Genomic DNA, 23,630 nt, shown 5'->3' on the forward strand with positions numbered 1-23,630 from the left:
TTTACATAATCAACGAATCTGAAAAGATTCTCATTTATTTCTAATAAAAGTGTATAGCCTGTTAAGCAATTTGTTTTTTGAAATTGTATTGATTATACACGACTCTTCCGAATAAATAAAGCTTATTGTTCATGTTTTTTCGCCGTCTGACAATTTTTTTATATTTTTGGTGATTAATGTTCGTGTTTTACTGATAGAAGGATAAAAAAATAAGGCCATTTCCAACGCCATAGCGCTTGAAAAGCCTTATTATTCAATGTTTTAGCTAAGTTTAGAACACACCGCCGGTAATCCGGAAGCGGCGTTTGATATAAAATGATGCCAACCCGGAGAGGACACCCAAAACAATATAGACAATTGGGTTCAAGACCGGATTCATGATTGGTGGCAAGATTGATGACACCGTAAAGATTCCCATCCAGACAATCAGGAATAGGATAACCAGGATAATTCGAATCCAGACGGAGTACTTGTGCTTAACTCCTGGAGTGAACATCATGGTTACAACTGGAATTCCAAGTCCGGCGATGGCCGCACTAATTAAAATCCCAGTAATCCCCATCATAGGTGAATGTTGACCGCCCTTGGTTGGCAGGAAGTACAAGACACCGTACATCAAGAAGAAGATGGTCAGGAACAGGACAGCATTGTACCCTGCGTTTTTCCAGTAATCTCTACGGGGATCAGCAGGACGTGCCGGTGGATGAACCGTATTTTGAAGCTTTTGATCGACAGTTCCCCACATATTTTTGGCCGTCTTACCTGATTTTTGACCATCAAGTAACTGTTGAACCATTGATTGAATAATTGTCTTCTTCTGTTCTGCGGAAAATTTCGTTGGACCAAGTGCCTGGTTAAATTTAAACATGTACTCGGCATTCCGCTTGGTTAACCCAATGTTATCAAACTGGGAATGGACAATTTTTGCCGCATGATCCCGGTCTTGATGAACTTGAGCATTCTTTTCACGCGCTTTGCTGTTCGCACTGCGCTTTGCTGTTTCATCGTTGTTGCTACTCACTAGCTTCACTCCTTCTATTGAACTTCCTAAACGTTAAATCTGAATTCAACAATGTCGCCATCTTGCATGACGTAGTCCTTACCTTCAAGACGCAGCTTACCTGCATCTTTGACTGCGGCAGGGGTCTTTAATTTATCCAAATCATCAAATGCCATGACTTCGGCACGGATAAATCCACGTTCAAAATCAGAATGGATGATACCGGCTGCTTGAGGTGCCTTGGTACCCTTCTTAAACGTCCAGGCACGAGTTTCCTTACCACCTGCAGTGAAGAACGTTTGCAGGCCAAGGAGCTTGTATGAAGCTCTTATAAGGCGATTCAAGCCGGGTTCTTTAACCCCTTCTGCATCCAGGAACTCAGCTTTTTCATCGTCATCAAGCTGAGCAATTTCTTCTTCGGGACCGGCAGCAACGGCAATTGCCTCTGCGCCTTCCTTTTCAGCAAATTCCTTGATTTCTGGGAAGTATTTGGAATGCTCTGGATCAGCCATATCATCTTCGGCAATGTTGGCAACGTACAGAACTGGCTTGCTGGTCAACAGGAAGAGGCCTTTAACGATCTTTTGTTCATCTTCGTCAAAATCAATTGAACGAACTGAGCCGCCGTCTTCCAAAACCGGCTTAATCTTTTCAAGCAAAGCTAATTCAGCCTTGGCTTCCTTATCACTACCCTTGGCTGCCCGTTGAACTTTGCCCAAACGCTTGTTAACGGAGTCCAAATCAGCAATTCCCAATTCCAAATTAATTGTGTCAATATCGTCTAATGGATCCACTTTGCCTGATACAGTGGTGATGTTGTCATCATCGAATGCCCGGACAACGTGGACAATTGCGTCAACCTGACGAATGTTTTCCAAGAACTTGTTACCAAGTCCTTCACCCTTGCTGGCACCCTTAACGATTCCGGCAATATCAGTGAATTCAAATGTAGTTGGAACCACTTTTTTGGCTGGAATTAATTCTTGAATCCGGTCCAAACGCTTGTCGGGAACTTCAACCATTCCGACGTTTGGATCAATGGTGGCAAATGGATAATTGGCCATTTCAGCTCCGGCCTTGGTAATTGCGTTAAACAGTGTTGACTTTCCAACGTTTGGCAATCCAACGATTCCTGCAGTTAATGCCATAATTCAACAACTCTTCTTTCTGGTTTATTTTTCAGCTTTTTCAAGGATCTTTTTTAATTTGTGATCAAATTCTCTTCGGGGCATCATCACGATATGACCGCAACCGGTACATTGAATCTTAATGTCTGCACCCATTCGAATAATCTGCCAGCGGTTGGTACCGCATGGATGGGGCTTTTTCATTTCAACTAAGTCGTTTAAATCATACATATGAAGGCTCCCTTTCTGTACAACGTGTATTGCCGAGGGAAATTATCGGAACACACATTTCGGCTAAACAACGGACAAACGTTCAACCAGCAACCGTTACGACTAATCCAGGTCGACGCCAAACATCTCAAGGATTCTGTTCAAATCATCAGTTGAGGTGTACTCGATTTCAATCTTGCCCTTTCCCTTTTTACGAGATGAGTTAACGATTGAAACCGGTGTGCCAAACTTTTCTTGAAGTTGACCTTCGGATGCCCGGACAAATGGTGACTTTCTGGTCGTCTTTTTCTTCTTTGAAGGCTTGGTGCCGTTGATCTTGGCAGCAGCCTGTTCAAGCTGACGGACAGTCATTGAATCATTGACTGATTTACGGGCCAGCTTGATTAATTCCTGCTTGTTGTTGACGGAAAGTAGGGTTCGCGCCTGTCCCATCGACAGCTTCTTGTCTTCCAGCATCTTTTTAACTTCAGTTGGCAATCCAAGGATTCGAAGATAGTTGGCGATGTATGGACGGCTCTTGCCCAATCGGCTGGCAACCTGTGCCTGAGTCAAATCCAAACGGCTCATCAGCATGTTATAGGCTTCGGCTTCTTCAAGGGTGGTCAAATCCTCACGCTGTAAGTTTTCCATTACAGCAATTTCCATCATCTGTTCTTCGTTGACACTGCGGACAATTGCGGGAATTGTTTCTTTCTTGGCAATCTTTGACGCTCTTAAACGACGCTCACCGGTTAACAGCTCAAAAGATTCAACTTCAGGATCCGGCTGACGGACGATGATTGGTTGGAAAACACCCGAGTTCTTAATTGAATGGGCCAAATCTTCCAAGGCCTTCTGGTCAAATCGGTGCCGTGGCTGATATGGGTTGGGTTTAATGTTTGCGACTTTGATGTCTAAAACGTCTTCTTTACTTGTATCAACGTTGTTGTCTTGAAACAAGGCTTCAATTCCCTTGCCAAGCCCCGTTGGTTTCTTCTTATTCGCCATGGTTTGCCAACACCTCTTTTGCCAGATTCATGTATTTCTCGGCACCTTTTGACGTGGGGTCATAATCCATGATTGGCAGACCATAGCTTGGTGCTTCCGATAAACGAACGTTTCTAGGAATAATTGTGTCATAAACTTCATCTTTGAAGAACTTGCGGACTTCGGTGTTAACCTGTTCGCCTAAATTGGTCCGGGCATCGAACATGGTTAATAACACGCCTTCGATCTTCAAATTTGGATTGAAATGTTTTTTGACCAACTGAATGGTATTCAGCAACTGGCTCAATCCTTCCAAAGCATAGTATTCACTTTGAACCGGGATCAAGATCGAATTGCTGGCAGTGAAGGCATTGATGGTAATCAAACCAAGTGAGGGTGGACAATCAATTAAGACGAAATCGTATTGGTCCTTAACCGCATCCAACGCAGCCTTCAATCGGGTTTCCCGCGCCATCTGTGGGGTTAGTTCAATTTCTGCACCGGACAGCTGAATGGTTGCCGGGACAATATCCAATCCTTTGTGCGATGTATGGACGATTGTTTCAGCCATTGGTTCTTCATTGACCAAAACATCATAGATGTCCTTCTTGATATCGGCTTTGGACACACCGACACCACTGGTTGCGTTACCTTGTGCATCGGCATCCACCAAGAGAATCTTCTTTCCAAGTGTGGCCATGCCGGCACCCAAGTTAACCGCAGTCGTCGTTTTACCGACCCCGCCTTTTTGGTTGGCAAGCGCGATTACATATGTCATCGTTCATCCCTCCTCATTATTTGATTTGATCCAGGGGCTCCCGATTAGGAGTTCCCGGCTTTCTTGGATACTTTTTAGGGGTATCTTTAACCTTATCAATCACGATAATATGGCGTTCTTCGTCAGAAACCGGCAATGTAAATTCAAAATCACCGGAAACTTTTCCGCCCAACAAACGAATAGCCGGATTGGCATCTGAGAGTTCGCTTTCAGCTTTGGCAGCCTTGAGTGCAACGACTTTGCCGCCGACTTTTGCAAGTGGAAGACAGAGTTCACTCAGTACTGTGAGCCGGGCAACTGCTCGGGCAGTCACCAGATCAAACTGCTGACGATGTTCCGACTTTTTGGCACCAAACTCTTCAGCCCGTGCGTGGAACAACTCAACGTTGGTTAAATGCAGCTTATCGACTAATGTTTGTAAGAAATTGATCCGCTTGTTTAATGAATCAACGATTGTGACTTTCAATTGGGGAAATAAAATTTTTAGCGGCAGTGACGGAAATCCGGCGCCCGCCCCCACGTCACAAATGGATAACGGCTCTGTTTGGATCTGTGAAACAAAAAAGGCTGGAGTTATGGAATCATAGAAATGTTTGAGATAAACGTCAGGCTTTTCTGTAATCGTCGTCAGGTTAACATGCTCGTTAACGGCTACTAACAGCTTAAAATAGGCATCGAATTGATCCATTTGCTGATCTGTAACTTCGATACCTTTATCCAAAAGAGCTTTTTTAAATTGATCATTGTTCATTTATTATTTCTCCCGATATGTGAAACAATCTGTTTCACGTCTTATTATACTTTACCTTAAAATGACTAGACTGACAAGGTATTCACGGACATTTGTTTTGTGCATACATACTAATTTTAACATGATTTTCAAATTTATTTATCGCTGAGAAAAATTCTATTTAAATCGATATAAATCAAAAAAGCAACCAGCTCAGTGATTGCTTAAAAGGCGGATTATTAATTTTATTCTAGTCAAAATTTTAATGGTGATTCGACCACAATATAATCAACAATCTATTCTCCAAGGAACATGTAGATCATTGAGATGAGACTATAAGTGCGAATAGTCGATTTTTTCTCTTCGGCTTGCTTCTCAGTGACCAGTTCTTGATAAAGGACTTGATTCTCATTCGAAGTATTTTGCATCTCAGTAACCTCCCTTCCGCTATATGATACACCCAATCGATATTTGTAAACGAAGAAATTTTCATGGTAACAAAAAAGCAGCCAGGCCAAAAGCCCAACTGCTCAAATTTAAATTTACATATTAATCTTAGAAACTTCGTCCAGGAACCACTTATTAAATGCTTCCGCGTCAATATCGACACAAACATTTGCATTGGTCTTGCCATCATGGTAAGCACCACGGATATCGCCAACCGTTTCACCGATGGCTGGGCCATCAGTAACGATGTCGATCCACATCTTCTCGGTCTTGATTGCTTCAGGATGAAGCAGATAGAAGATGGTGTTGACATCGTGCATGGCGATTCCGTTTAAACTATTATCACCATCATGAATAGCGATGTCGTGGAGCATCTTGCCGGCTTCGTTCAGGTGCTCAAGCTTGCTGAGAGAATCAGGGGTCAGCAAAGCCTTCATGGTAATATCCAAGCCGACCATGGTTATTGGAATGCCTGAGTTGTACATAATCCGAGCGGCATCGGGATCGGTAAAGACGTTAAATTCAGCGGCACTGGTCATATTGCCTTTGCCAAGGGAACCACCCATTGCGACGATTCGTTCGATGTGATCCTTAACTTCAGGATATTCACTGAACAACAGCGCAATGTTGGTAAATGAACCAGTTGGCACCAACGTAATCTTTTCGTCGCTTTCCATAATCGTTTTACGCAAAGCTTCAACCGCAGTCATATTCAAAGGCTTTGGCAGGTCTTCCGGAAAATCATAACCAGGCATCCCCGACTCACCATGAATTCTGGCAGCATCTTCAAATTCCTTGATCAGCGGCTGTTTGGCACCAGCAGCAACCGGCACCTTTTTATTAAAGAAGCGGACAATCTTCAAGGCATTCTTGGTTGTCTTGTCAACGGTCACGTTACCAGCGACACTGGTGATCAATTTAACGTCAATCTCCGGATCATTTAGTGCCATGGTCAATGCGGCAGCATCATCAATTCCAGGATCGGTATCCATAATAATTTTGATGGTCATAATAAGTTCCTTTCCAGTACAGTATTTTTAAATATCAAACGCTTACAATTTTTGATTAACAAGAAGCGAACCGCAAAGTCCGCTCACCTGCTACTTCTATAATAAGGCACTCAGTACCAAATCACATAAAAATAAAACTCCTAATACATAAGTTGCGACAGTCAATTCACGTTGCCTGCCCGCAGCAATTTTTAAGATTGGATAAACGACGAATCCAAATGCCAAGCCAGTTGAAATACTGCTGGTAAATGGAATCAATACGACAATCAGAAATGCCGGGAACCAATCGGAGAAATCAAACATATTAATCCGACTAAGCTGGTTCATCATCAATGCCCCCGTAATGATAATAACCGGGGCAATCGCTGCTTGGGGAACAAATGCAAGCAGTGGGATAAAGAACAGGGAAACGGCAAACATGATTCCGGCAACAATTGAAGTCAGGCCGGTTCGACCGCCACTTTCAATTGCCGAAGCACTTTCGGCAGCCGCAACAGTTGGACTGGTCCCCAGAATTCCGGAAAGAAAACTGGTGACGGAACTGGCCTCAAACGCTTTTTTGAATTTCTTGGGGTTCGGCATGATGCCTTCCAGCAGCCCCATCGACTCAAATACCAAAATCATGGTCATCGAAAACACGGCGAGAATAAATGGAATTGTGAGTGCATGGCTAAAATTACCCTTGGCAACGATCGCAGAATATTTGGTAATATCACCAATTCCCACGGATGGGGATACTTGATCTTTAATCCCAAACAAGATGCCCACTATCGATGTCACCAAAATGCCGATGAAGAAACCGCCTGTGATGTTGCGGACAAATAAGAACAGTGTCAGCAACAGGCCAAACAGCGCCAATAAAGTCGCCGGCTTCGTCAAATCACCAAGTGCCAGAATGGAATTTTTGCCCTGCTGAATCAGTTGGGCCTTCTCAAGTCCAATTTCCACCAGGAACAAGCCAATTCCAGCGGTAATTCCCGCCTTTAACGTATCCGGGATTCCCTTTGCCAAAATCGTACTCAGCTTGGTGAATGCAATGATGACATAAATCACACTGGCTACGATCGAGATGGCTAAGGCTTCCTGCCAGGATAACCCCATCGCGACAACAACTGTGTAGGTGATGAAGGCATTGACCCCCATCCCAGGGGTAAGAATAACGGGTGCATTCGCCCAAAATCCCATTATCAAACAACCGACCAGCGAAGAAATAATTGTCGCAAAGACACTTAAATCAGTCGGAATTCCTGCATCCTTCAAGATCATCGGGTTAACGATAATGATATAGGAAATCGCAAAAAATCCGGTAATTCCAGCAATAATTTCTCGTTTAACGGTTGCTTTGTCTCGTATAGCCTCACGAAGAGGCAGCCGATTAGCTGCCTCCTCTTCTCTTTGTAACTTATCCAAAAATAAAACCTAACTTTCTAGTTGAAAATATTACCAAACGAATAATCCAACGATTCCGGCAGACATCAATGATACCAAGATACCTGAAAGAAGCATTGTACCAACGTTTTTACTGATCAAGTCATTCTTTTCCTTGTCAACCAAGCCCTTGAAGGCACCGATAATCATACCGGTAGTTGAGAAGTTGGCGAATGAAGTGATGAAGACAGTTAATTGTGCTTGGTAGTGAGCTGGGAAGATGCTGAGGTTGTTGATAGTACCGGCAATCTTACCCATAACAACGAATTCGTTGGTAACCAACTTCATACCCATGAATTGAGCGAATTGGAATGCGTGGCTGACATCCAGACCCATTAACCATGCAAATGGGAACATGATGATTCCTAAGATATGTTCCAATGACAACCATGGGTTGAACAATGCCAAAATTTTATCGATCAATGCGGCTAAAGCAACAAAGGCGATAACGTTGGCAGCAATGATTAAGATCAAACGGCCGGCACCAAGAATTGAGTCACCTAAGAATGAGAAGTAAGGCTCACGTTTGCCGTCAGCTTGTACATCGCCTGACTCAACAGCGGCTTCACTGGTACCTGAACCACCCATCTTGGCGATGGTATCTTCTTCAGGAGTAACTTTAACAGGATTCAGTAAACTGGTAATAATCAAGGCGTTTAAAACGTTCAATGGAACGGCGGTCAAAACGTATTGGCCAGGAACCATTTGGGTATAAGCACCGATGATTGAAGCAGTAACACATGACATTGACATCAAAGCCAAAGTAAGGTTACGCTTTGCTGACATTTGCTTTAATTGAAGTGATGAAACGGCAAGTGCTTCAGTGTTTCCTAAGAACATCATTTCAACAGCAAAGAATGATTCGAACTTTGGAGCGCCGGTAACAAATGAAAGTCCACGGCCGACCCATTTGATGATCCATGGCAATACTCCAATATATGTAAGAGTATCAAACAATGGAACAATCATCAGGATTGGTAGTAAGGCACTAGTGACAAAGTTCATTGATTTGGCAGTTCCGCCAAATTGTGGTGTTACCCAGTTAGGCAAGGCAAAATTGATACCTTGGTAGGCAACTTGAACCAACCAGTTGAATCCGTCAGCGGCAGCTTTAACTGCATCACGGCCCCATTCAAAGCTGGTTAAGATCCATGCAAGAACAAGGTTAATAACTAAAACGACAGCGACTGAACGCCAATTAATGTGCTTCTTATTGTTTGAAAACAAGAACGCAATTCCAAGGTATACACAGACACCCAGAATGTTGACCAGTAAATATGTTATTTGCATATTCTGAAATCCTCTTTTCTGAATTTTAACGACAATAATTGCTAAACAACAAAGCTACGAATTAGCTATCCCCCTCTGTTATGAAATTGGTTTTATGAATTAAACCCAAATTAATTGTGATGAACTATTTCAGTTCACCAAGAAAGCTGCTCCCAATTGATTCATTGGAAACTTCGAGGCCAAAGATTTCACCGATTGTGGCCCCCACATCTGCGAGTGTTCGTCGAATTCCAAGGGCTTTTCCCTCGGGTGACGAAGACGTGTATGCAATCAATGGCAGGTATTCCCGGGTTGGCGTGACATCCAAGGCGGGATCGTTGGCAAATGTTGAAGTGATGATCAGCAAATCCGTGCTGTACAATTCACGCATCAAGCGGGCCAAATGCTGATCAACCGTCTTCAACGAATCGATGCAGCCCTGGCGGTTACCAGATATGGCATTTTCCTGCAGCCCCAACGTCCGGTAATAAAGCAGCCCATTATTAGGTGCAATCACCTGCTGATGAAGTTCTTTAAAGCCGGCGTCATCTGTATTAACCGGAATGACTTCAGCTTGGTTTTGATTGGAAAGGTAGCTTTGGTAATCACTAATCAAAATTGAGTGAACGCCCAGCAGGCCAACGATGGCGTCAATGACACTGGTTGTTCGGGTTGCCGTTTGAAAATCAAACATTTCCCGCAAGCCACTCAACTTTGAGTTTTCTTCACTTTTGGAACGAATCTTACCAAAGAAGCCAATGGGATCTTCAACTGGTGGCAGTCCGACAACCGGATCACTATACCGAATGTTACCCAGTCCCAGTCTGCTCAACGTGGGCAGTTGAAAGTTGGATCCTTCCAGGGTTGCAATATGACCAAGTGTGTCGGCACCAACAGAATCAAATCGATTAGCATCGCTGGATTCACCAATTCCCAGTGAAGCCAGATCAAGTACAATTACTCGACGAAAGTTCATCAGAAACTTCCTTTCCAGTTCAAAACTTATTATGCAAAAATAATCTATGTGAATAGAATACCGCATTCCAGAAAGAACTGTAAATAAATATGTCTACATAGCAGTAAGTAATACCTTTTACTTATTTGATTGCGCTTACATTATATCAAAGTGTTCGGATCTCGTAAACTGGAAATTTTGGTTGATGGGGTGGAACTTATGTATTTTTTATTGAAGCTGGTTGGTGGTTTTAGTTTGTGGGGGTGTTTTGTGGATGGTTTTTATCCTCCGATGGTCGGATTGAAGCTTGGCTGCCTACTAACAGCATGTTTTCCCCTTACTTTGCTGAAACGTGCTCCGACGCATTTCCCCCTACCTTGCCGAAACGTGCTCCGACGACCCAGATGCTAACTTCTAAGGGGGCCTGTCCAAAACCCAGAACCTGGGTTTCAGACAGGCCCCCTTAGAAACCGCATCTCCCGGGTCTCGTCGCACTCTACAAAAAATAGGATTCAAACTCGCTTTGATACTGCAAGTTTAAATCCTATGCGGAAGGGAACTTTGGGGTTGATACCCACTTAATTAAAAACTTAATGTCTTATCGCCTCAATCTAACTATTTATTGATCCAACTGCCGCAAACATTAATCATTTTTCACGTTTTTACTTTATTGATAAATTTGCCGTGTGATCAATATTTTGGTTCTTCGTGAAACTTTGAAACCTTGTACAACTGCTTCTTTCGTGTTACATAAACCTATCGTGCAGGTACTGAAGCTTAAAACTAGTGAACCTTGAAACTCTGAAGTTCTGAAACTTTCACTTCATTTACAACTTTCATCAACTTGATATCACATCAATTTGATATTCGAAATGAATCTCTCAGACCCACTACAAGCGACCTCTGTACATAACCCTTTTCAATTACTCCACCAGGTATTCAATAGTGAATCATCGAATTCATATTTGAACATGTGTGACGCTTTACATTATATTCAAACACTTAATCACCTAGATTTAACCTTCTGTTAATTTTAAACTGTAACAACTGAAACATGAAAGCTAATAATCACGCCAAAGGCGTGTGGTTATTGGCTTTTTTGGCAAAAAATAAACGCAAGCTCTCCTGCGTTGTATACTTTAGTCGACCAAAACCAAGATACAAAGGAGACTTACGTCATGAATATTATAAGACAAAAAAATACAGAAAACGAGCTTCACAATATTGTTCATCAATTTACTTCCCTCATTGGTCTATCTAAACTCACCAAGTTGGTGAATTATCGCCGGCATTCAGAAATCAGCTTGATGAAGGTCATTGAATGGCTGGTCACGACAAAGTTCCTGGGACGCTCGCTTTATCGAGCCCATGAAACACCTAACTTTACCAGTCGCACCGTCAGAAATAATTTGAACGATGGCCGGATCAATTGGCAACGCTTGATTTGTCAAGTTGGGAGTCATTTAATCAAGCATTTACGACCGTTTATTGACCGCCGGCGGCGGTTAGCATTGATCATTGACGATACACTCTTTTCCCGTGAGTACGCCACCCAAACCGAATTACTAGCGCGAGTCTTTGACCATGACAAACAGTTATATATTAAGGGATACCGGGCTTTAACTTTGGGTTGGAGTGACGCCAATACATTCTTACCGATCAACTTTGCATTAATGTCTTCCAAGAAGCCACAAAACGTCCTTGGAAAATCAGCTAAAACAACCGATCAACGAACAATTGCTGGCCGGAGACGTCGCCAAGCACAGCAAAAAATGAACCTCGTTTCATTGCAACTTGTCAAGCAAGCCCTCGCAAATGGCGTTCTAGCTGACTATGTGTTATTTGATAGCTGGTATAGCTCACCAAAAATGTTCTATGAATTAACCAAGTTGGGATTAAACGGCGTGGGCATGCTTAAACGGTCCAGCAAAATTTACTATCAATATCGCGGACGGCAATATTCAGTTAAAGCATTATACAAGCGACTGCAGGCCTCAAAATATCAACCCAAGCAAGCTTATCAATACAGCTGCTTTGTCGAAGCGCACGTCGGGAACCAAAAATTCAAGCTTCGCTTGGTATTTGTGGCTAATCGGGCCCGTCAAGATGACTACCTAGTACTGGCAACGACTCAGTTAGGCCTTCAGCCACAAGAGATCATTCAACTATACGCCCGAAGATGGCAAATTGAGAATTACTTTAAAGTTGCCAAGCAATACTTGCGGCTCGACAAATCACAAGTTCAAAATTATGACGGGCTTTGTGGCCATTTAGCAATTGTCATGATGACTTATGACCTATTAGCTTGGCAGGAACGGCAAAATCAGGATGATCGCACCATTGGGGATTTATTCTTTATAATGAACGAAGCCATGCCAGATATTGAGTTGTCTCAAGCACTGGTATGGCTTCTAAATTCGTTAAAAACGATTATTAATCATGAAGTTTATGCAAGAAGAGCCCAAATTATTCAGATGATGAATCAGTTCTTCACATTTTTGCCGAAACGGTTAGTTTCGCTGTTAACAGCAAGCTAAATGGTTAAATTAATTAAAATATGCCCTGTGATACCAAGGGATCAGTCTGTCTTCATACTTTCAAGTTTCAGCTGTAACAATTTGAAACTCTGTGAATCTTTGAAACAATCGGCTAAATAAAACATTCTTTATTCATACTTCAATGCTTCTAATGAATCGTGAACCTCAAACTCTTAAAATAAACAACTATGCGTTCTACATGTGAAACATTTGAAAATAATCTGGTAACATAACAACATATTAATCTTGGATCAGAGAACATTCAAAGTAGGTTGAAACCCCTGTGCTTCGAACTTCTTTTCCCTTCCTTGACTATATAATATCATATCTGTAAGCGTTTGCAAGTATTATACGCACTTTTTTTAAATTTATTTCGGAACGTTATATTATCAGGCATTGAGGGCATTAAAAAGGACGCGGCTGAAGGTATCAACCGCGTCTTTTTTGCTTTTATTTAAATAAAAATCTTAATGGATCAAATGCGATAAATGTCACACCGGCAACAGCGATGATTGCCAAGGCTCCCAATAACGGCAACGTTTCGGAAATTCCGGTTGAATCATGCTCCATATACTTCACATGCTTGACCGGAGTGGTCAACGTGACTTTCTTACCGGTAGTCGTTGTAACCGTCCCGGGCTTTTGAGCCGTGCTCAATACGTGACGATAAATCTTGTTTGAGAAGGCGTTGAACGGCAACAACTTGGTTTTGTTCGATGATGCTGACGTTGCTGCGGCTTTAACAGCCTTGGGATCACTTTTTGTAACTTTATCGGCAAATGTGTCACCTAAAATATCATTATGAATGTTTTTGCTTTCAATAATCGGCTGATTAGGCACAATTAAGGTTTCTTGGGTTTCACCAGGCTCACTTGCATCCGGTGACTCCAGAACGACCACATTGTCGTCTGCTGGATCAGCTGGAACGGCAGGTGTCGTTGTCGACTCATCCACAGTGCTGGATTTGTCGGAATCAGAATCGGTCACCTTATCAACAACATCTTTAACAACCTTATTCAAGGTGTCGTCATTGGCCCCAACAACTGATGCACCGACATTCAAATCGGTGCTTCCTGTGCTGCTTGATGCCGATGAACTGTCTGAACTTGATGACGAGCTTGATGAGCTTGAAGTACTGGCGGCAGAAGAACTATCCACAGCATCCCCCTGCTGTGATGAACTTTGCTGTGGCGCCTGAGCACCAACCGAGCCGCCAGCGGCTGCGTTTGACGATGAATCGTCTTTGGCAGCGCTGCTATCATTAACGGTGACTTTGTCAGTTTTATCAGTTTTTGAACTGCTGTCGTTGACGGTCACTTGATTATCTTTGGCATCGCCATAAGTTGTTGTAACGGTGCTGTCAGAATTTTTAGTTGTCTTTGAATCATCAGCTGATGTTGAATGCTTATTGGCAGTCACATCAGATACCGTGTTTGACGAAACACTGTTTGCCGAATTAACCTTTACAGTCGACTTGGCATCACTAACTGATTGAACCTGAGTGCTTTTAGAAGCTGTCTAAAATCTCTTAAGTAATAGTGCTAAAAACGCTAAAACGACCATTTGCAGACTGGTGGTTAATTGACGCTCACAATTTTTCCAAAGTCGCCGACAATTCTCTAGCCAACTAAAAGATCGTTCGACTACCCAACGTTGGGGCATGACTTCGAATCGATGCAACTCATTGCGCTTCGCAACCTGCACGGTTGCGTTTAAATTACTGGCTACATCGAGCTGAAAATTAACGCCTGAATAACCACCATCAACTAATACATTTTGAACCTGGCGTAAATGCATGGCATGTAAAGCGATCATGGCACTGGCCCCGTCTCGATCAGAGACGTTCGCTCGCGTCATGTGAATGGCCTGCGGAAAGCCATTGATATCAACTGCCAGATGGCGCTTAATCCCCGAGATTTTCTTACCAGCGTCGTAACCTTTGTTTTCAGCAGTAGCGGTGTTTTTGACGCTCTGAGCGTCAACGATAATAAAGGAAGTTAAAGCTGAACGTCCTTGGTAAGTTCGCCGAGCAATGACAATTTTTTTAAAACTTGTTCCAATAAAGAATCAGCCGTAGGCTCAGCTTTAGTTGACCAAATTTTGTAATAGTTGTAAACTGACCGCCATTCTGGGAAATCACCGGGGACTTGACGCCATTGGCAACCGGTTTTCAAGACATATAGGACCGCACAGAAGACCTCGTAGAGGTCATATTTTCGAGGCTTAGTTCGCTTACGAAAATTTTCTAAAGCTGGTCGAATTAATTCAAATTGTTGCCGAGTAATATTGCTGGGATAATTTTTCATAGCTTAAACTCGCTTTTTACATAGAAGTATATCAAAAATCATAGATCTTGGACAGCTTCTTAGCCGCCGACTCACTGGTATCCGCGCTAGCATGGGAATTCATCCCACAGCCCCCGAAAACTACCAATGAAAATAGCAGCGTTAAGCTGTACTTTGCTTTGGTATTCATTTGTTGATTTCCCCCCGCTTGCACACTTATAGTTAATTATAATGTGTATCTTGCTATTTGTAAGCATAATTGATTTACAAAAAATAAGCAAGTTGTGCGCAAACTCTTCATTTTAGTGTAAGCATCATGTAAGGGTTTCGTAACAATATCATGCTAAGGTAATACATAGTGATATTTTGTGAGGAGATAATTGATATGAATAAACGTTTTTACATAGCAACTGCTATTTCTGCAGCGTTGGGGATCGCTGCGTTCATGGCACCAGCTGGTGCTGCGTCAACTGAACCAACGACACCAACCCCGACATCATCGAGTTCGTCGAGCTCATCAAGTTCTGCAAGTTCAACCAGTTCCAAGACAAGCACAAAATCTAAAAAAACTGAAAAAGTCATTCCACCTGCATCTCTGGTTTCTTCTGAAAGTTATGATCAGCCGCTTCCCTATCATATGAAGAGTGGATATGTTTACACCACCTCCGGCTTGAACAAAACTTTGGGATCCGCCAAAGATTTTGCCAAGATCACCTGGTATACTTATAAGAAAGCCGTGATTGACCGGTCGGCCCAGGACAAAGGCAGCTCAGTCTGGTACTATGTTAAGAGTGGTTCCGGCAAGCAAAGCGGCTGGGTATGGCACGGTAATTTACAAGATATTTCGGAAGGAACGTTTAACATCGCAATGAAAAACAGTGACTACTTCAAATCAAAGAAAATAATCACCATGGGCGATTCAATTACCGCCGGATACGATGGCTACGAAACATTGGATTCAGGTTATCCAACCTGGTTGGCCCGTTATCTCGGAACGACTGTTGATAACGCCGCATACAACGGTGCCTTCCTGGCAGATGCCGGGGAAATGTCAACGCCAGGTGATTTGGGAACGACCGTATCCGATACGAACTTCGCCAAATACGACGTTGCAACGATCGCTTATGGAACCAATGATTACGGCCATAGTGATGCCACCATTGACCAAATCAAAAATACGTTGGATTCAAATATCAAAAAGATGAAAGCTGAGAATAAGAACTTGATTATTTACGGCTTCCTGCCAATCACCCGTTATGACAACAACCAAAATTCCGATGATGTTGTTGGCGAAGGCGGCTACACCATGAATGATTTAAGAGCAGCGGAAGCTCAGGTCTATCAAGATAATGACGTGCCGTTCTTAAACTGGAATGATATCGATCCTGACTTGATCACCGATGCCAACCACATTGATCGCTTCAACGATGGTCGATTGCATCCGGCAGCCAAGACTTACCAGTTGATGGCCAGAGATATTGCCAAGTTCATGATTAACAATTTCCCAAAAGATCAGATTAAAAAGTCAACTTCAACAAAGAAGACGACTAAATCAACCAAATCAAAGACCAAAACGACTGCAACGAAGAAGACAACCACTTCTACTAAATCAGCCGGACAGTATTAAAATTAATCAAAAAAATCTGTAGAAACAAAAGTAACTCTTTTGCTTCTACAGATTTTTTTCTATCTAGAGAGAAATACTCTTCTCTGGATTTTAATTAAACGGTCGGGCAATTCCGGCAATATCGGAACGCTGACCATTTCTAATCGGCTGAACCATAATTCTTGGTGGCCAGCTTTCAATCACTCTGTTTTTACCGAGATAAATGGCAACATGCCAAATCACATGCGTCCCTGGTTGATAATAGAATACCAGGTCACCACGTTGACGGTGGGAATATGCCACATGGCGTAATTTCTTGGCAGCCCACAGGTTACGAGAGTTCCACTCGTTACCTGGGTAAGCATGATGAATGGAGCTGGTTGGGAGTGGGTTAATCCCGCCGGCATAAAGTGCCTGCATCACTAATCCGGAACAATCAGTCCCATATTTAGGACTGGATGATGAACCAACCAGATATGGATTGCCCATATAACGATATGCCTGATGAATCATTGCTTCAATATGAGCAGAACGGCCATTCCAAGCATGAGCTTTTAACGGAGCGATGTAAGAATCAATTCCGGTCCAGGCCTTTTTGGAAAAGCCCATCTTCAACCAGGTTTTCTCGTTCACATTACCAGTTACCTTTAAATGATGGCGACGTTGGAAGTTTTTGACTGCATTATAGGTTGCCTGATTATATTTGTCATAACCGGCATAGGTCCCCATTTTGCGCATAATGTACCAGGTCTTGATACCTTCATAGTGGCGCTTAACGGTGTAGCCAACTTTCCCGTATGGTTTAATTTGATGATATTGAACCTGGTAGTACTTTTTTGGATTCTGATAACCTCTTGTCTTTTGGACAAATGCTTTGTTAGCTGTCACATATTTGCCAGTGTTGGTCTTAAGGACTGGCGCCTTGCCATCCTGTTTGACAACCTTGGTAATTTTGGCAAAATGTCCGGCAGACACTTTGGCAGCCTGATGAGTCTTGGCAGCATCCTTATACAGCACAAGGCTGTGCTTAGTCTTGATGATGCCAGGATTGGTTGTATAGTATTGAGCTGCTGCATGGGCGGTTGAACCAACGGTGAATAAAAATAATGCCATTAGCGAGAGTAATCCGGATACGGTAATTCGCTTAAGTGTGTTCATTGATCAGTCTCCTCCATTAATTAATAACTAAGTGCGCGATAGCCATCACGAGAACGGTGATGCTGCATCGTTTTGATCTTCATGCTGGTTTTCTTATCTGTCCAAGGATCGTTGTAGTAAAATCTTGAGCTGGAATATCCCGAGATCGTAATTGCATGGTTTACAAAGCCATCCACGTTGTTGACCCAGACGACCACCGGATGATCATCGGCGATCTTTCTTTTAAGCTGGCTAACAGTTGCGCCAGTCATGTTCTTGGCACTGCCAACATGGCGCTTGACGACTTTCATAAGCCCTTTTGGATAGACATACCATCCAGTTGGACTGTATGGACTGCCGACAAACCCTTTGTTGGGATTGCGGCTGCGGGGAACCTGTTTGGCCAGCTGCATCTTGGTCACTTTGGATCCGGCAAAATTAAGCATCATGGTCGTTGCGACCATTTCACAGCCGGTTGGTAGTTCCGGCCTTTGCGCAATCAAGGGAACGTTCAGCCAATGATAAGACTTATCGGTTCCCTTCAAGGAAACCCAACCCGTAAAATTCCGATATGTAAATTTTGCCCAAGTCGACTTCCCAACATTCTCAGTTTGGGTGATGTGAACTTTACGCTTATTGAACTCATGCGCATAAGCGATCGGCGTTTTTGCCGCATCTGAAGTATTGTAACCACCGGACTTGTAGACTTTGTAGTCATGCCCGGAAGTCGCATGAATATGTGTATAGTAGTTCACGCGTTGAACATTCGACACACTGGCGTACGTCGTGTCTGCCTGGACGTTCAATGAGGCCATAAAAAAGAACCCCATCAAACCCAACAAGCCAAGCAGAGGGCTGAAAGCTTTGTTCTTCATGATTACCTCCCTGGTCATAAGATAAATTTAATTATACTATTCAGGGTGTAAAGTTACTATACAAAAGTAAACGAATTTGAAATTAAATGGCTTGATCATAAATGGACGCAAAAAATCAGCGACCCGAAATTAATCGGATCGCTGATTTATTTTTTATATCTGCCTGGAAGAAATATGCTTGAAGTATCCCTTCCGTCCGGCAGATTATTCGTTACCTGTGTGCAACTACAAATCATATTGACGGAACAAGTGATTCCATAAAGCGGACGGCCAAATCACTTTGGTCGACATTACATATTAAGTTTGTAGAGCTGGAATTGGAACAGAATATGAAACATGGAAATGTTAGCAGAGATTACTTGGCAATGTAATCGGTGTTGGCATTCAAATCAGTATTTGTCTTGTTTGGAGTTGCAGTTGTACTGTAACGATCAAACACGATATTTACAGATGAACCATTAGCCAATGATGTAGCATTTGCACTAGTGGTTGCTGTTGGATTATAAACATAGAAGTAGTATCGGTTGTTTGTATTAGGAACTAATTGACCAAAGAATCCGGTATAACTTGACCATGTCCCACTTCCATCGGGTTTCTCGATATCATTTTTACCCCAAGAACCGTCAATAGTAGTTACACTGCTTGACTTAGTAGGATCGGTAAGTGCCTTTGTAAATTTACCATTAGCACCAAAGAAATCAGAAACAGCAAATGTACCACTTGCAAGACCACCAGCTGGTAATGCATCCTTCTGTGCGGATGCGGTCAATGCAGGATAACCATTATAAAATGCGCTTGATGGAAGAGAAGTATTAACTTGTCCATTTCCATCTAATTGGATTTTAACAGTAGTACCTGCAGTAACTGGTGTAACATCAACAGTCAAAGTTGCACCAAAAGTAGCATTGGTTAATGATGGAGTAACAACTGCATTACTACCGTCTGATGACAAATCACCTTTAGTAGTATTAATCTTATAACCAGTAGGAGCACCGGTAGCAGCAATAAATGTACCAAGGTTTTGTGCTTTGGCATTGACTAATGCGCCAACTGTACCGCCTTGCTTAGTACCAGTAGAAGCTGTGGTCCAAGTATTAGTCTTGTCAAAAGTCTTACCAGTTGTTACATCACGGTAGGCAATCTTAACACTGGTATCAGCGTTAAAGTTTTCTGTTGGTGTTGCTGGAGTAGCTTGCTTCAAGCCACTGTATAAAATCCAGCCATTAGCTTTGCTGTTGGCAGCGTCAGTAGCTTCAATCTTAACCCAAAGGTCACCTTCACGAGTACGGGTTGTTTGATCCGTAACCTTGAATGTAGCATCCTTGTATGGAGTTGAGTCGGTAATGACACGGCCCTTCTTATATTGAGTCCATGCAGGATAAGTGTAAGTTACTTCGGTACCATCATTTGAAGTGCCAGGGTTGGCGATCTTGTAAGTTGCGGCTTTTTGAGTAGCGCTCAAACCATTAGTTTGGCCTTGAGTGTTAATTGAAGCACTTGAATTTACAGAACCGTTAGCGTCTGGGTTAGCTGTTGGATCAGTTGTTGTGTTGTATTGCTCAACACCACCACCAAAGGCACCTGATGACTTACCACCATAAATCCAGCCACGGTAGTTGCCGTCAAATGAGACAACCTTGTAGTAAACTGATCCACGGTTAGTAGTTGCAACACGGTAAGCACGAACGTTGTGTTGTGAGCTCTTTGAGTCTGCAAAACTGCCTAAAACAGCTTTGCTGGCCTTAACTCGGGCACCACGTAATGTGCCGGCTTTGGTATATAAAGCACTCTTACCGGTGAAGTTGACGTTACGAGATGTCGCATCCCCACCAAGTGCTTTGTTAGAAGTTACTTTTGCGTAAGTTTTAGCGCTTGCTTGGGTAGCATTAGCAGTACCGATTGCGGCAACTAGGCCCAAGGCAGCAAAACCGACGAAAAGTGATTTTTTCAAAGTATTTTTCAAATTACGTTCCTCCAATATATAAAAATTATGAAAGGTATAGCGCATTGGATATGAACTCTGATGTGAATCCAAAATTCCCCCCAGCGATTAACCAATCTATATTAGTATAGCATCTTTAACGGTGCGACCCAACACAAAAGGACGGCCCACTTTTATTTGGACCGTCCTTTTTCGGTATTTTACACAGTTAAAAAACTGTAGAGTATCGTGGTGACGTTACATAAACCGTTTGATTCATTTTGCGGCTACAAATCTCATTTTTTCTAAATATTGGAGGTTATTTAGCAGAATTTGAAATCTGTGACGTTACTTTGAAACGTAATCTGTGTTGGCATTCAAATCAGAATTCAATGAAGCCGGTGTGGTGTTGGTTGCGTAACGATCAAATACAATCGTGACAGTTGAGCCGTTCTTCATAGATGATGCGTTGGCAGCCAATGTCTTAGTTGGGTTATATCCATAGAAGTAATGAGCTGGGGCAGACGTGGTTGACTTGCTTGAATCGGTTTGACCGAAGAATCCGGTTAATCCGTTGGCAATCACATCAGTATTAATATATTCATTACCGTTAGCATCCCAGATATCACTATTTCGCTTGATGGTTTGAACACTGTTTGATGAACTGGTACTGTTCAAGGCTTTCGTGAAGCTGCCATCCTTACCAAAGTAAGTTGAAACAGTGAAGGTTCCATCAGTTGAGCCGCCTGCAGGCAATGCTGAACTCTGTGCCGAGGCAGTCAATGCAGGATAACCATACAGGAAGTCGCTTGATGACAAGGTTGAGTTGGCATTTCCAGTGGTTGCACTGGCAACTTCATACTTAACCTTGGTCATTGAAGCAACTGGTGTGACATCAACGGTCAAAGTAGCACCAAACGTTGCGTTGGCAAGAGATGGTGTAACTGTGGCGTTGCTTCCGTCAGTGGCCAAATCTTTGCTGTCAGTCGTGGTGATCTTGTAACCGGATGGTGCGCCCTTACTATAGATATACTTACCAATTGTTTGACCATTGGAGTTGGTGTAGTTAACGGCACTGCCGCCTTCCTTGGTGCTTGACGATGAAGTTGTCCAAGTGTTGGTGGTAGATAAAGTCTTACCGGTTGTCGTATCACGGTAGGCAATCTTCACACTGGTGTCAGAGTCAAAGGTTGAAGTTGGCGTGGTTGACTTTGGAGTGGTCAAGCCGCTGTATTTGATCCAGCCATTTGCTTTACTGTTGGATGAATCAGTTGCTTCAATCTTAACCCACAGGTCGCCTTCACGGGTACGGGTGGTTTCGTCAGTAATCTTAAAGGTTGCATCCTTATATGGAGTTGAGTCGGTAATAACCCGGCCCTTCTTATATTGAGTCCATGCAGGATAACTATAAGTAACTTCAGTGCCATCATTTGAAGTACCTGGGTTGGCAATCTTGTATGTGGCAGCCTTTTGGGCGGTTGTCAAAGCAGATGTTTGACTAGCCTGGGCATAAGTTGTTGAGTATGAAGATGCTGAAGAACTGGTGTCGGTTGAGGCAGTCGGATCGGTTGTGGTGTTATAGGCTTTTACACCACCGGCAAATGACGAAGTTGATTTCCCGCCATAAATCCAGCCGCGGTATGTACCATCAAATGATACAACCTTATAATAAACAGACCCGCGGTTGGTTGTTGCAACCCGGTATGCTCGCCAGTTCTTTTCACTGCTCTTTGATGTCGACAAGTTTGACAAAGTAGCTTTGGTAGCGACCGTCTTGGCACCCTTCAAAGTACCAGCCTTTGTATATAAAGCATTTGTTCCATTGACATTCACATTACGATTGGTGGCATCAGTCGTTAATGCTTTATTCGAAGTCACTTTGGCATATGACTTGGCACTGGCATTTGTTGCACCAGTGGTTCCAGCAATTGCGACAAAACTTAAAGCAGCAATTCCTGTATAAATTGATCTTTTTAGATTTTTATTCATTTTCCATTCCTCCTTACAAAGAATACATATAGTATATACTGTTTGGAGAACAGTGATATTACGGTGTTTAAACAAATTTCTTAAGTTGTTTCACCAATGTTTCATGTATAAAACAATGCGTCAAAAGTGCATAGATATTCTTAAAATTTGTATATTTTAAGGCTGATTTAAGTTTGCCGTTTTTTCAACCAAAAAGGCAGATCGAAATTAATCGACCTGCCTTCTTGGACTCTAAATTTTAAGATGAAATATGCTTGAAGTATTTCATCCACTCGCATAAACCGCTTGATTGAATATGCGACTACAAAATATTAATTATCATATTGGATGGAGCGTTTGAGAATAATAAAGGGCCGGCCAAATTGCTTTGGTCGATCCCCCCTTATTAACTTGTAGAGCTGTACTGTGTTATGAGATTTGAAATAGATGTGTTTGAAAATCGATGGAAAGGTTTAGTAATTACTTAGCGATGTAATCTGTATTAGCATTAGCATCTTTTGTTCCTTCAGCAGGCAATTGAGTACTTGTTACATACTTTTGCAATACGACTTTGATTGTATTGCCCTTTGCTTGGTTAGTGGCGTTGTTACTCAAAGTATCACCAGGATTGTATACATAGAAGTAACGTTGAGTACCATTGTTAAGTGATTGACCAAAGAATCCAATCTTGTCATTACCAGTAGTACTTGTTGTCTTAGAAGCATCAGCTAATGTTCCTGCATCTGCTTTATAACTATTAACAGCTTTGTTGAAGGCTTTTTCGAACGGACCGTTCTCGCCAAACAACTTAGTGGTAGTAAACGAAGTTTCAGTTGACTTGCCGAGAGCAGTTGTTTGAGCATCACTGGTCAATGCGGGATAGTCATAAGCAAAGTCAGATGACTTCAAAGCAGTTAATGTACCGTTCGCTTTGTCTTCTGAGTAGAAGGCTACCTTGAGTGCTGCAGTTGCAGCAGGGGTAACGTCAACGGTGATAGTATCACCAAATTTGGCATTATAATATTCCGGTTCTTTCTTGAGATTGATTGCCCGAATGTATTTTTCAACAAAGGACAGCATCCCCTCTTGAACCATATCATCATAGTAGGTATTGCCTTTTGTGATGTGCAGCTTCTTCAGCACGCCATAGACCACCAATTCATGGTCGCCATCCAATAGAAAGTTAAATGCATCTTGGTACAGTTCAATTTGCTTGTCGTCTCGTGTCATTATGAATCCACCTTGTCTTTATTAGTGATCCATTGGCCAATGTCACAAGAAAATAGTATATATAGGAAGAAGTATGGGAACAACGGCAGAGATTTTAGTTAGTTGGTACCTGCAATCATTTGATTTCCGG

The 23,630-nt window shown here is 42.6% G+C and carries 21 protein-coding genes; 2 read left to right on the top strand and 19 right to left on the bottom strand.

Annotation, left to right across the window (positions count from 1 at the left end; translation table 11 throughout):
- Positions 1-271 precede the first annotated feature (271 nt).
- From DNL43_RS02365 to DNL43_RS02410, 11 genes are all read right to left on the bottom strand, one after another.
- Positions 272-1,021 (bottom strand): DUF1129 family protein, encoded by a 750-nt coding sequence (locus DNL43_RS02365; RefSeq protein WP_056981129.1) that lies wholly within the window; start codon positions 1,019-1,021, stop codon positions 272-274.
- 26 nt (positions 1,022-1,047) lie between these two features.
- A complete protein-coding gene (ychF, locus tag DNL43_RS02370) occupies positions 1,048-2,148 on the bottom strand; it encodes a redox-regulated ATPase YchF (protein ID WP_056981127.1) in 1,101 nt (366 codons plus the stop codon).
- A 24-nt stretch (positions 2,149-2,172) separates the two neighbouring features.
- The gene (locus tag DNL43_RS02375) at positions 2,173-2,358 is read right to left on the bottom strand and encodes a DUF951 domain-containing protein (protein WP_013727415.1); all 186 of its coding nucleotides are present in this window, start codon (positions 2,356-2,358) and stop codon (positions 2,173-2,175) included.
- 102 nt (positions 2,359-2,460) lie between these two features.
- A complete protein-coding gene (locus tag DNL43_RS02380; protein ID WP_054769595.1) occupies positions 2,461-3,345 on the bottom strand; it encodes a ParB/RepB/Spo0J family partition protein in 885 nt (294 codons plus the stop codon).
- Positions 3,335-4,102: a ParA family protein gene (locus DNL43_RS02385; protein WP_054769594.1), complete on the bottom strand. Its 768-nt coding sequence runs from the start codon at positions 4,100-4,102 to the stop codon at positions 3,335-3,337. Before DNL43_RS02385 ends, DNL43_RS02380 begins: the two co-directional genes overlap by 11 nt.
- A gap of 16 nt (positions 4,103-4,118) precedes the next feature.
- Positions 4,119-4,853 (bottom strand): 16S rRNA (guanine(527)-N(7))-methyltransferase RsmG, encoded by a 735-nt coding sequence (rsmG, locus tag DNL43_RS02390; RefSeq protein ID WP_054769593.1) that lies wholly within the window; start codon positions 4,851-4,853, stop codon positions 4,119-4,121.
- A gap of 275 nt (positions 4,854-5,128) precedes the next feature.
- A complete protein-coding gene (locus DNL43_RS12265; protein WP_261907173.1) occupies positions 5,129-5,260 on the bottom strand; it encodes a hypothetical protein in 132 nt (43 codons plus the stop codon).
- A gap of 114 nt (positions 5,261-5,374) precedes the next feature.
- Complete coding sequence (rihC, locus tag DNL43_RS02395) at positions 5,375-6,289, bottom strand: ribonucleoside hydrolase RihC (protein ID WP_156644977.1); 915 nt, start codon at positions 6,287-6,289, stop codon at positions 5,375-5,377.
- 96 nt (positions 6,290-6,385) lie between these two features.
- On the bottom strand, positions 6,386-7,699 hold the full coding sequence (locus DNL43_RS02400; protein WP_095344980.1) for an NCS2 family permease: 1,314 nt from the start codon (positions 7,697-7,699) through the stop codon (positions 6,386-6,388).
- A gap of 30 nt (positions 7,700-7,729) precedes the next feature.
- Positions 7,730-9,007 carry a NupC/NupG family nucleoside CNT transporter gene (locus tag DNL43_RS02405; RefSeq protein ID WP_054769592.1) on the bottom strand — a complete coding sequence of 426 codons (1,278 nt, stop codon included), beginning with the start codon at positions 9,005-9,007 and terminating at the stop codon, positions 7,730-7,732.
- A 124-nt stretch (positions 9,008-9,131) separates the two neighbouring features.
- Positions 9,132-9,962: an alkaline phosphatase family protein gene (locus DNL43_RS02410; protein ID WP_054769591.1), complete on the bottom strand. Its 831-nt coding sequence runs from the start codon at positions 9,960-9,962 to the stop codon at positions 9,132-9,134.
- Positions 9,963-11,119: 1,157 nt separating this feature from the next.
- Between DNL43_RS02410 and DNL43_RS02415 the strand changes: the two genes are divergently transcribed.
- Positions 11,120-12,478: an IS4 family transposase gene (locus tag DNL43_RS02415; RefSeq protein ID WP_095347980.1), complete on the top strand. Its 1,359-nt coding sequence runs from the start codon at positions 11,120-11,122 to the stop codon at positions 12,476-12,478.
- A gap of 450 nt (positions 12,479-12,928) precedes the next feature.
- Here the strand turns inward: DNL43_RS02415 and DNL43_RS02420 are convergent, their stop codons facing one another.
- The 3 genes from DNL43_RS02420 to DNL43_RS02430 form a co-directional block, all read right to left on the bottom strand.
- Positions 12,929-13,897, bottom strand: a complete 969-nt coding sequence (locus DNL43_RS02420; RefSeq protein WP_056982512.1) for a hypothetical protein — start codon at positions 13,895-13,897, stop codon at positions 12,929-12,931.
- A 99-nt stretch (positions 13,898-13,996) separates the two neighbouring features.
- Positions 13,997-14,784 (bottom strand): IS5 family transposase gene (locus DNL43_RS02425; protein WP_080487858.1). Its coding sequence is split into 2 segments (ribosomal slippage): positions 13,997-14,526 and positions 14,526-14,784, totalling 789 coding nucleotides; the frame shifts between segments, so codons are not numbered across the junction.
- A gap of 31 nt (positions 14,785-14,815) precedes the next feature.
- Positions 14,816-14,953, bottom strand: a complete 138-nt coding sequence (locus DNL43_RS02430) for a hypothetical protein (protein ID WP_156644979.1) — start codon at positions 14,951-14,953, stop codon at positions 14,816-14,818.
- 195 nt (positions 14,954-15,148) lie between these two features.
- Here DNL43_RS02430 and DNL43_RS02435 point away from each other — a divergent pair, with 195 nt between their 5' ends.
- The gene (locus tag DNL43_RS02435) at positions 15,149-16,390 is read left to right on the top strand and encodes an SGNH/GDSL hydrolase family protein (protein WP_056981961.1); all 1,242 of its coding nucleotides are present in this window, start codon (positions 15,149-15,151) and stop codon (positions 16,388-16,390) included.
- A 90-nt stretch (positions 16,391-16,480) separates the two neighbouring features.
- On the opposite strand, the gene DNL43_RS02440 is transcribed toward DNL43_RS02435, so the two are convergent.
- The 5 genes from DNL43_RS02440 to DNL43_RS12145 all read right to left on the bottom strand — a co-directional run bounded on the left by DNL43_RS02440 (position 16,481) and on the right by DNL43_RS12145 (position 23,500).
- On the bottom strand, positions 16,481-17,482 hold the full coding sequence (locus DNL43_RS02440; RefSeq protein WP_225364704.1) for a DUF5776 domain-containing protein: 1,002 nt from the start codon (positions 17,480-17,482) through the stop codon (positions 16,481-16,483).
- Between the two features lie 65 nt (positions 17,483-17,547).
- Positions 17,548-18,381: a C39 family peptidase gene (locus DNL43_RS02445; protein WP_056981957.1), complete on the bottom strand. Its 834-nt coding sequence runs from the start codon at positions 18,379-18,381 to the stop codon at positions 17,548-17,550.
- A 355-nt stretch (positions 18,382-18,736) separates the two neighbouring features.
- Positions 18,737-20,344 carry a hypothetical protein gene (locus DNL43_RS02450; RefSeq protein WP_056981955.1) on the bottom strand — a complete coding sequence of 536 codons (1,608 nt, stop codon included), beginning with the start codon at positions 20,342-20,344 and terminating at the stop codon, positions 18,737-18,739.
- A 306-nt stretch (positions 20,345-20,650) separates the two neighbouring features.
- Entirely contained in the window at positions 20,651-22,291 is a 1,641-nt protein-coding gene (locus DNL43_RS02455; RefSeq protein ID WP_056981953.1) for a hypothetical protein, read from the bottom strand.
- 459 nt (positions 22,292-22,750) lie between these two features.
- Positions 22,751-23,500, bottom strand: coding sequence for a hypothetical protein (locus DNL43_RS12145; RefSeq protein ID WP_225364703.1), 750 nt, complete (start codon positions 23,498-23,500; stop codon positions 22,751-22,753).
- Between the last annotated feature and the right edge of the window lie 130 nt (positions 23,501-23,630).

It is taken from the genome of Lentilactobacillus kefiri (genome assembly GCF_009739535.1).
GTDB lineage: Bacteria > Bacillota > Bacilli > Lactobacillales > Lactobacillaceae > Lentilactobacillus > Lentilactobacillus kefiri.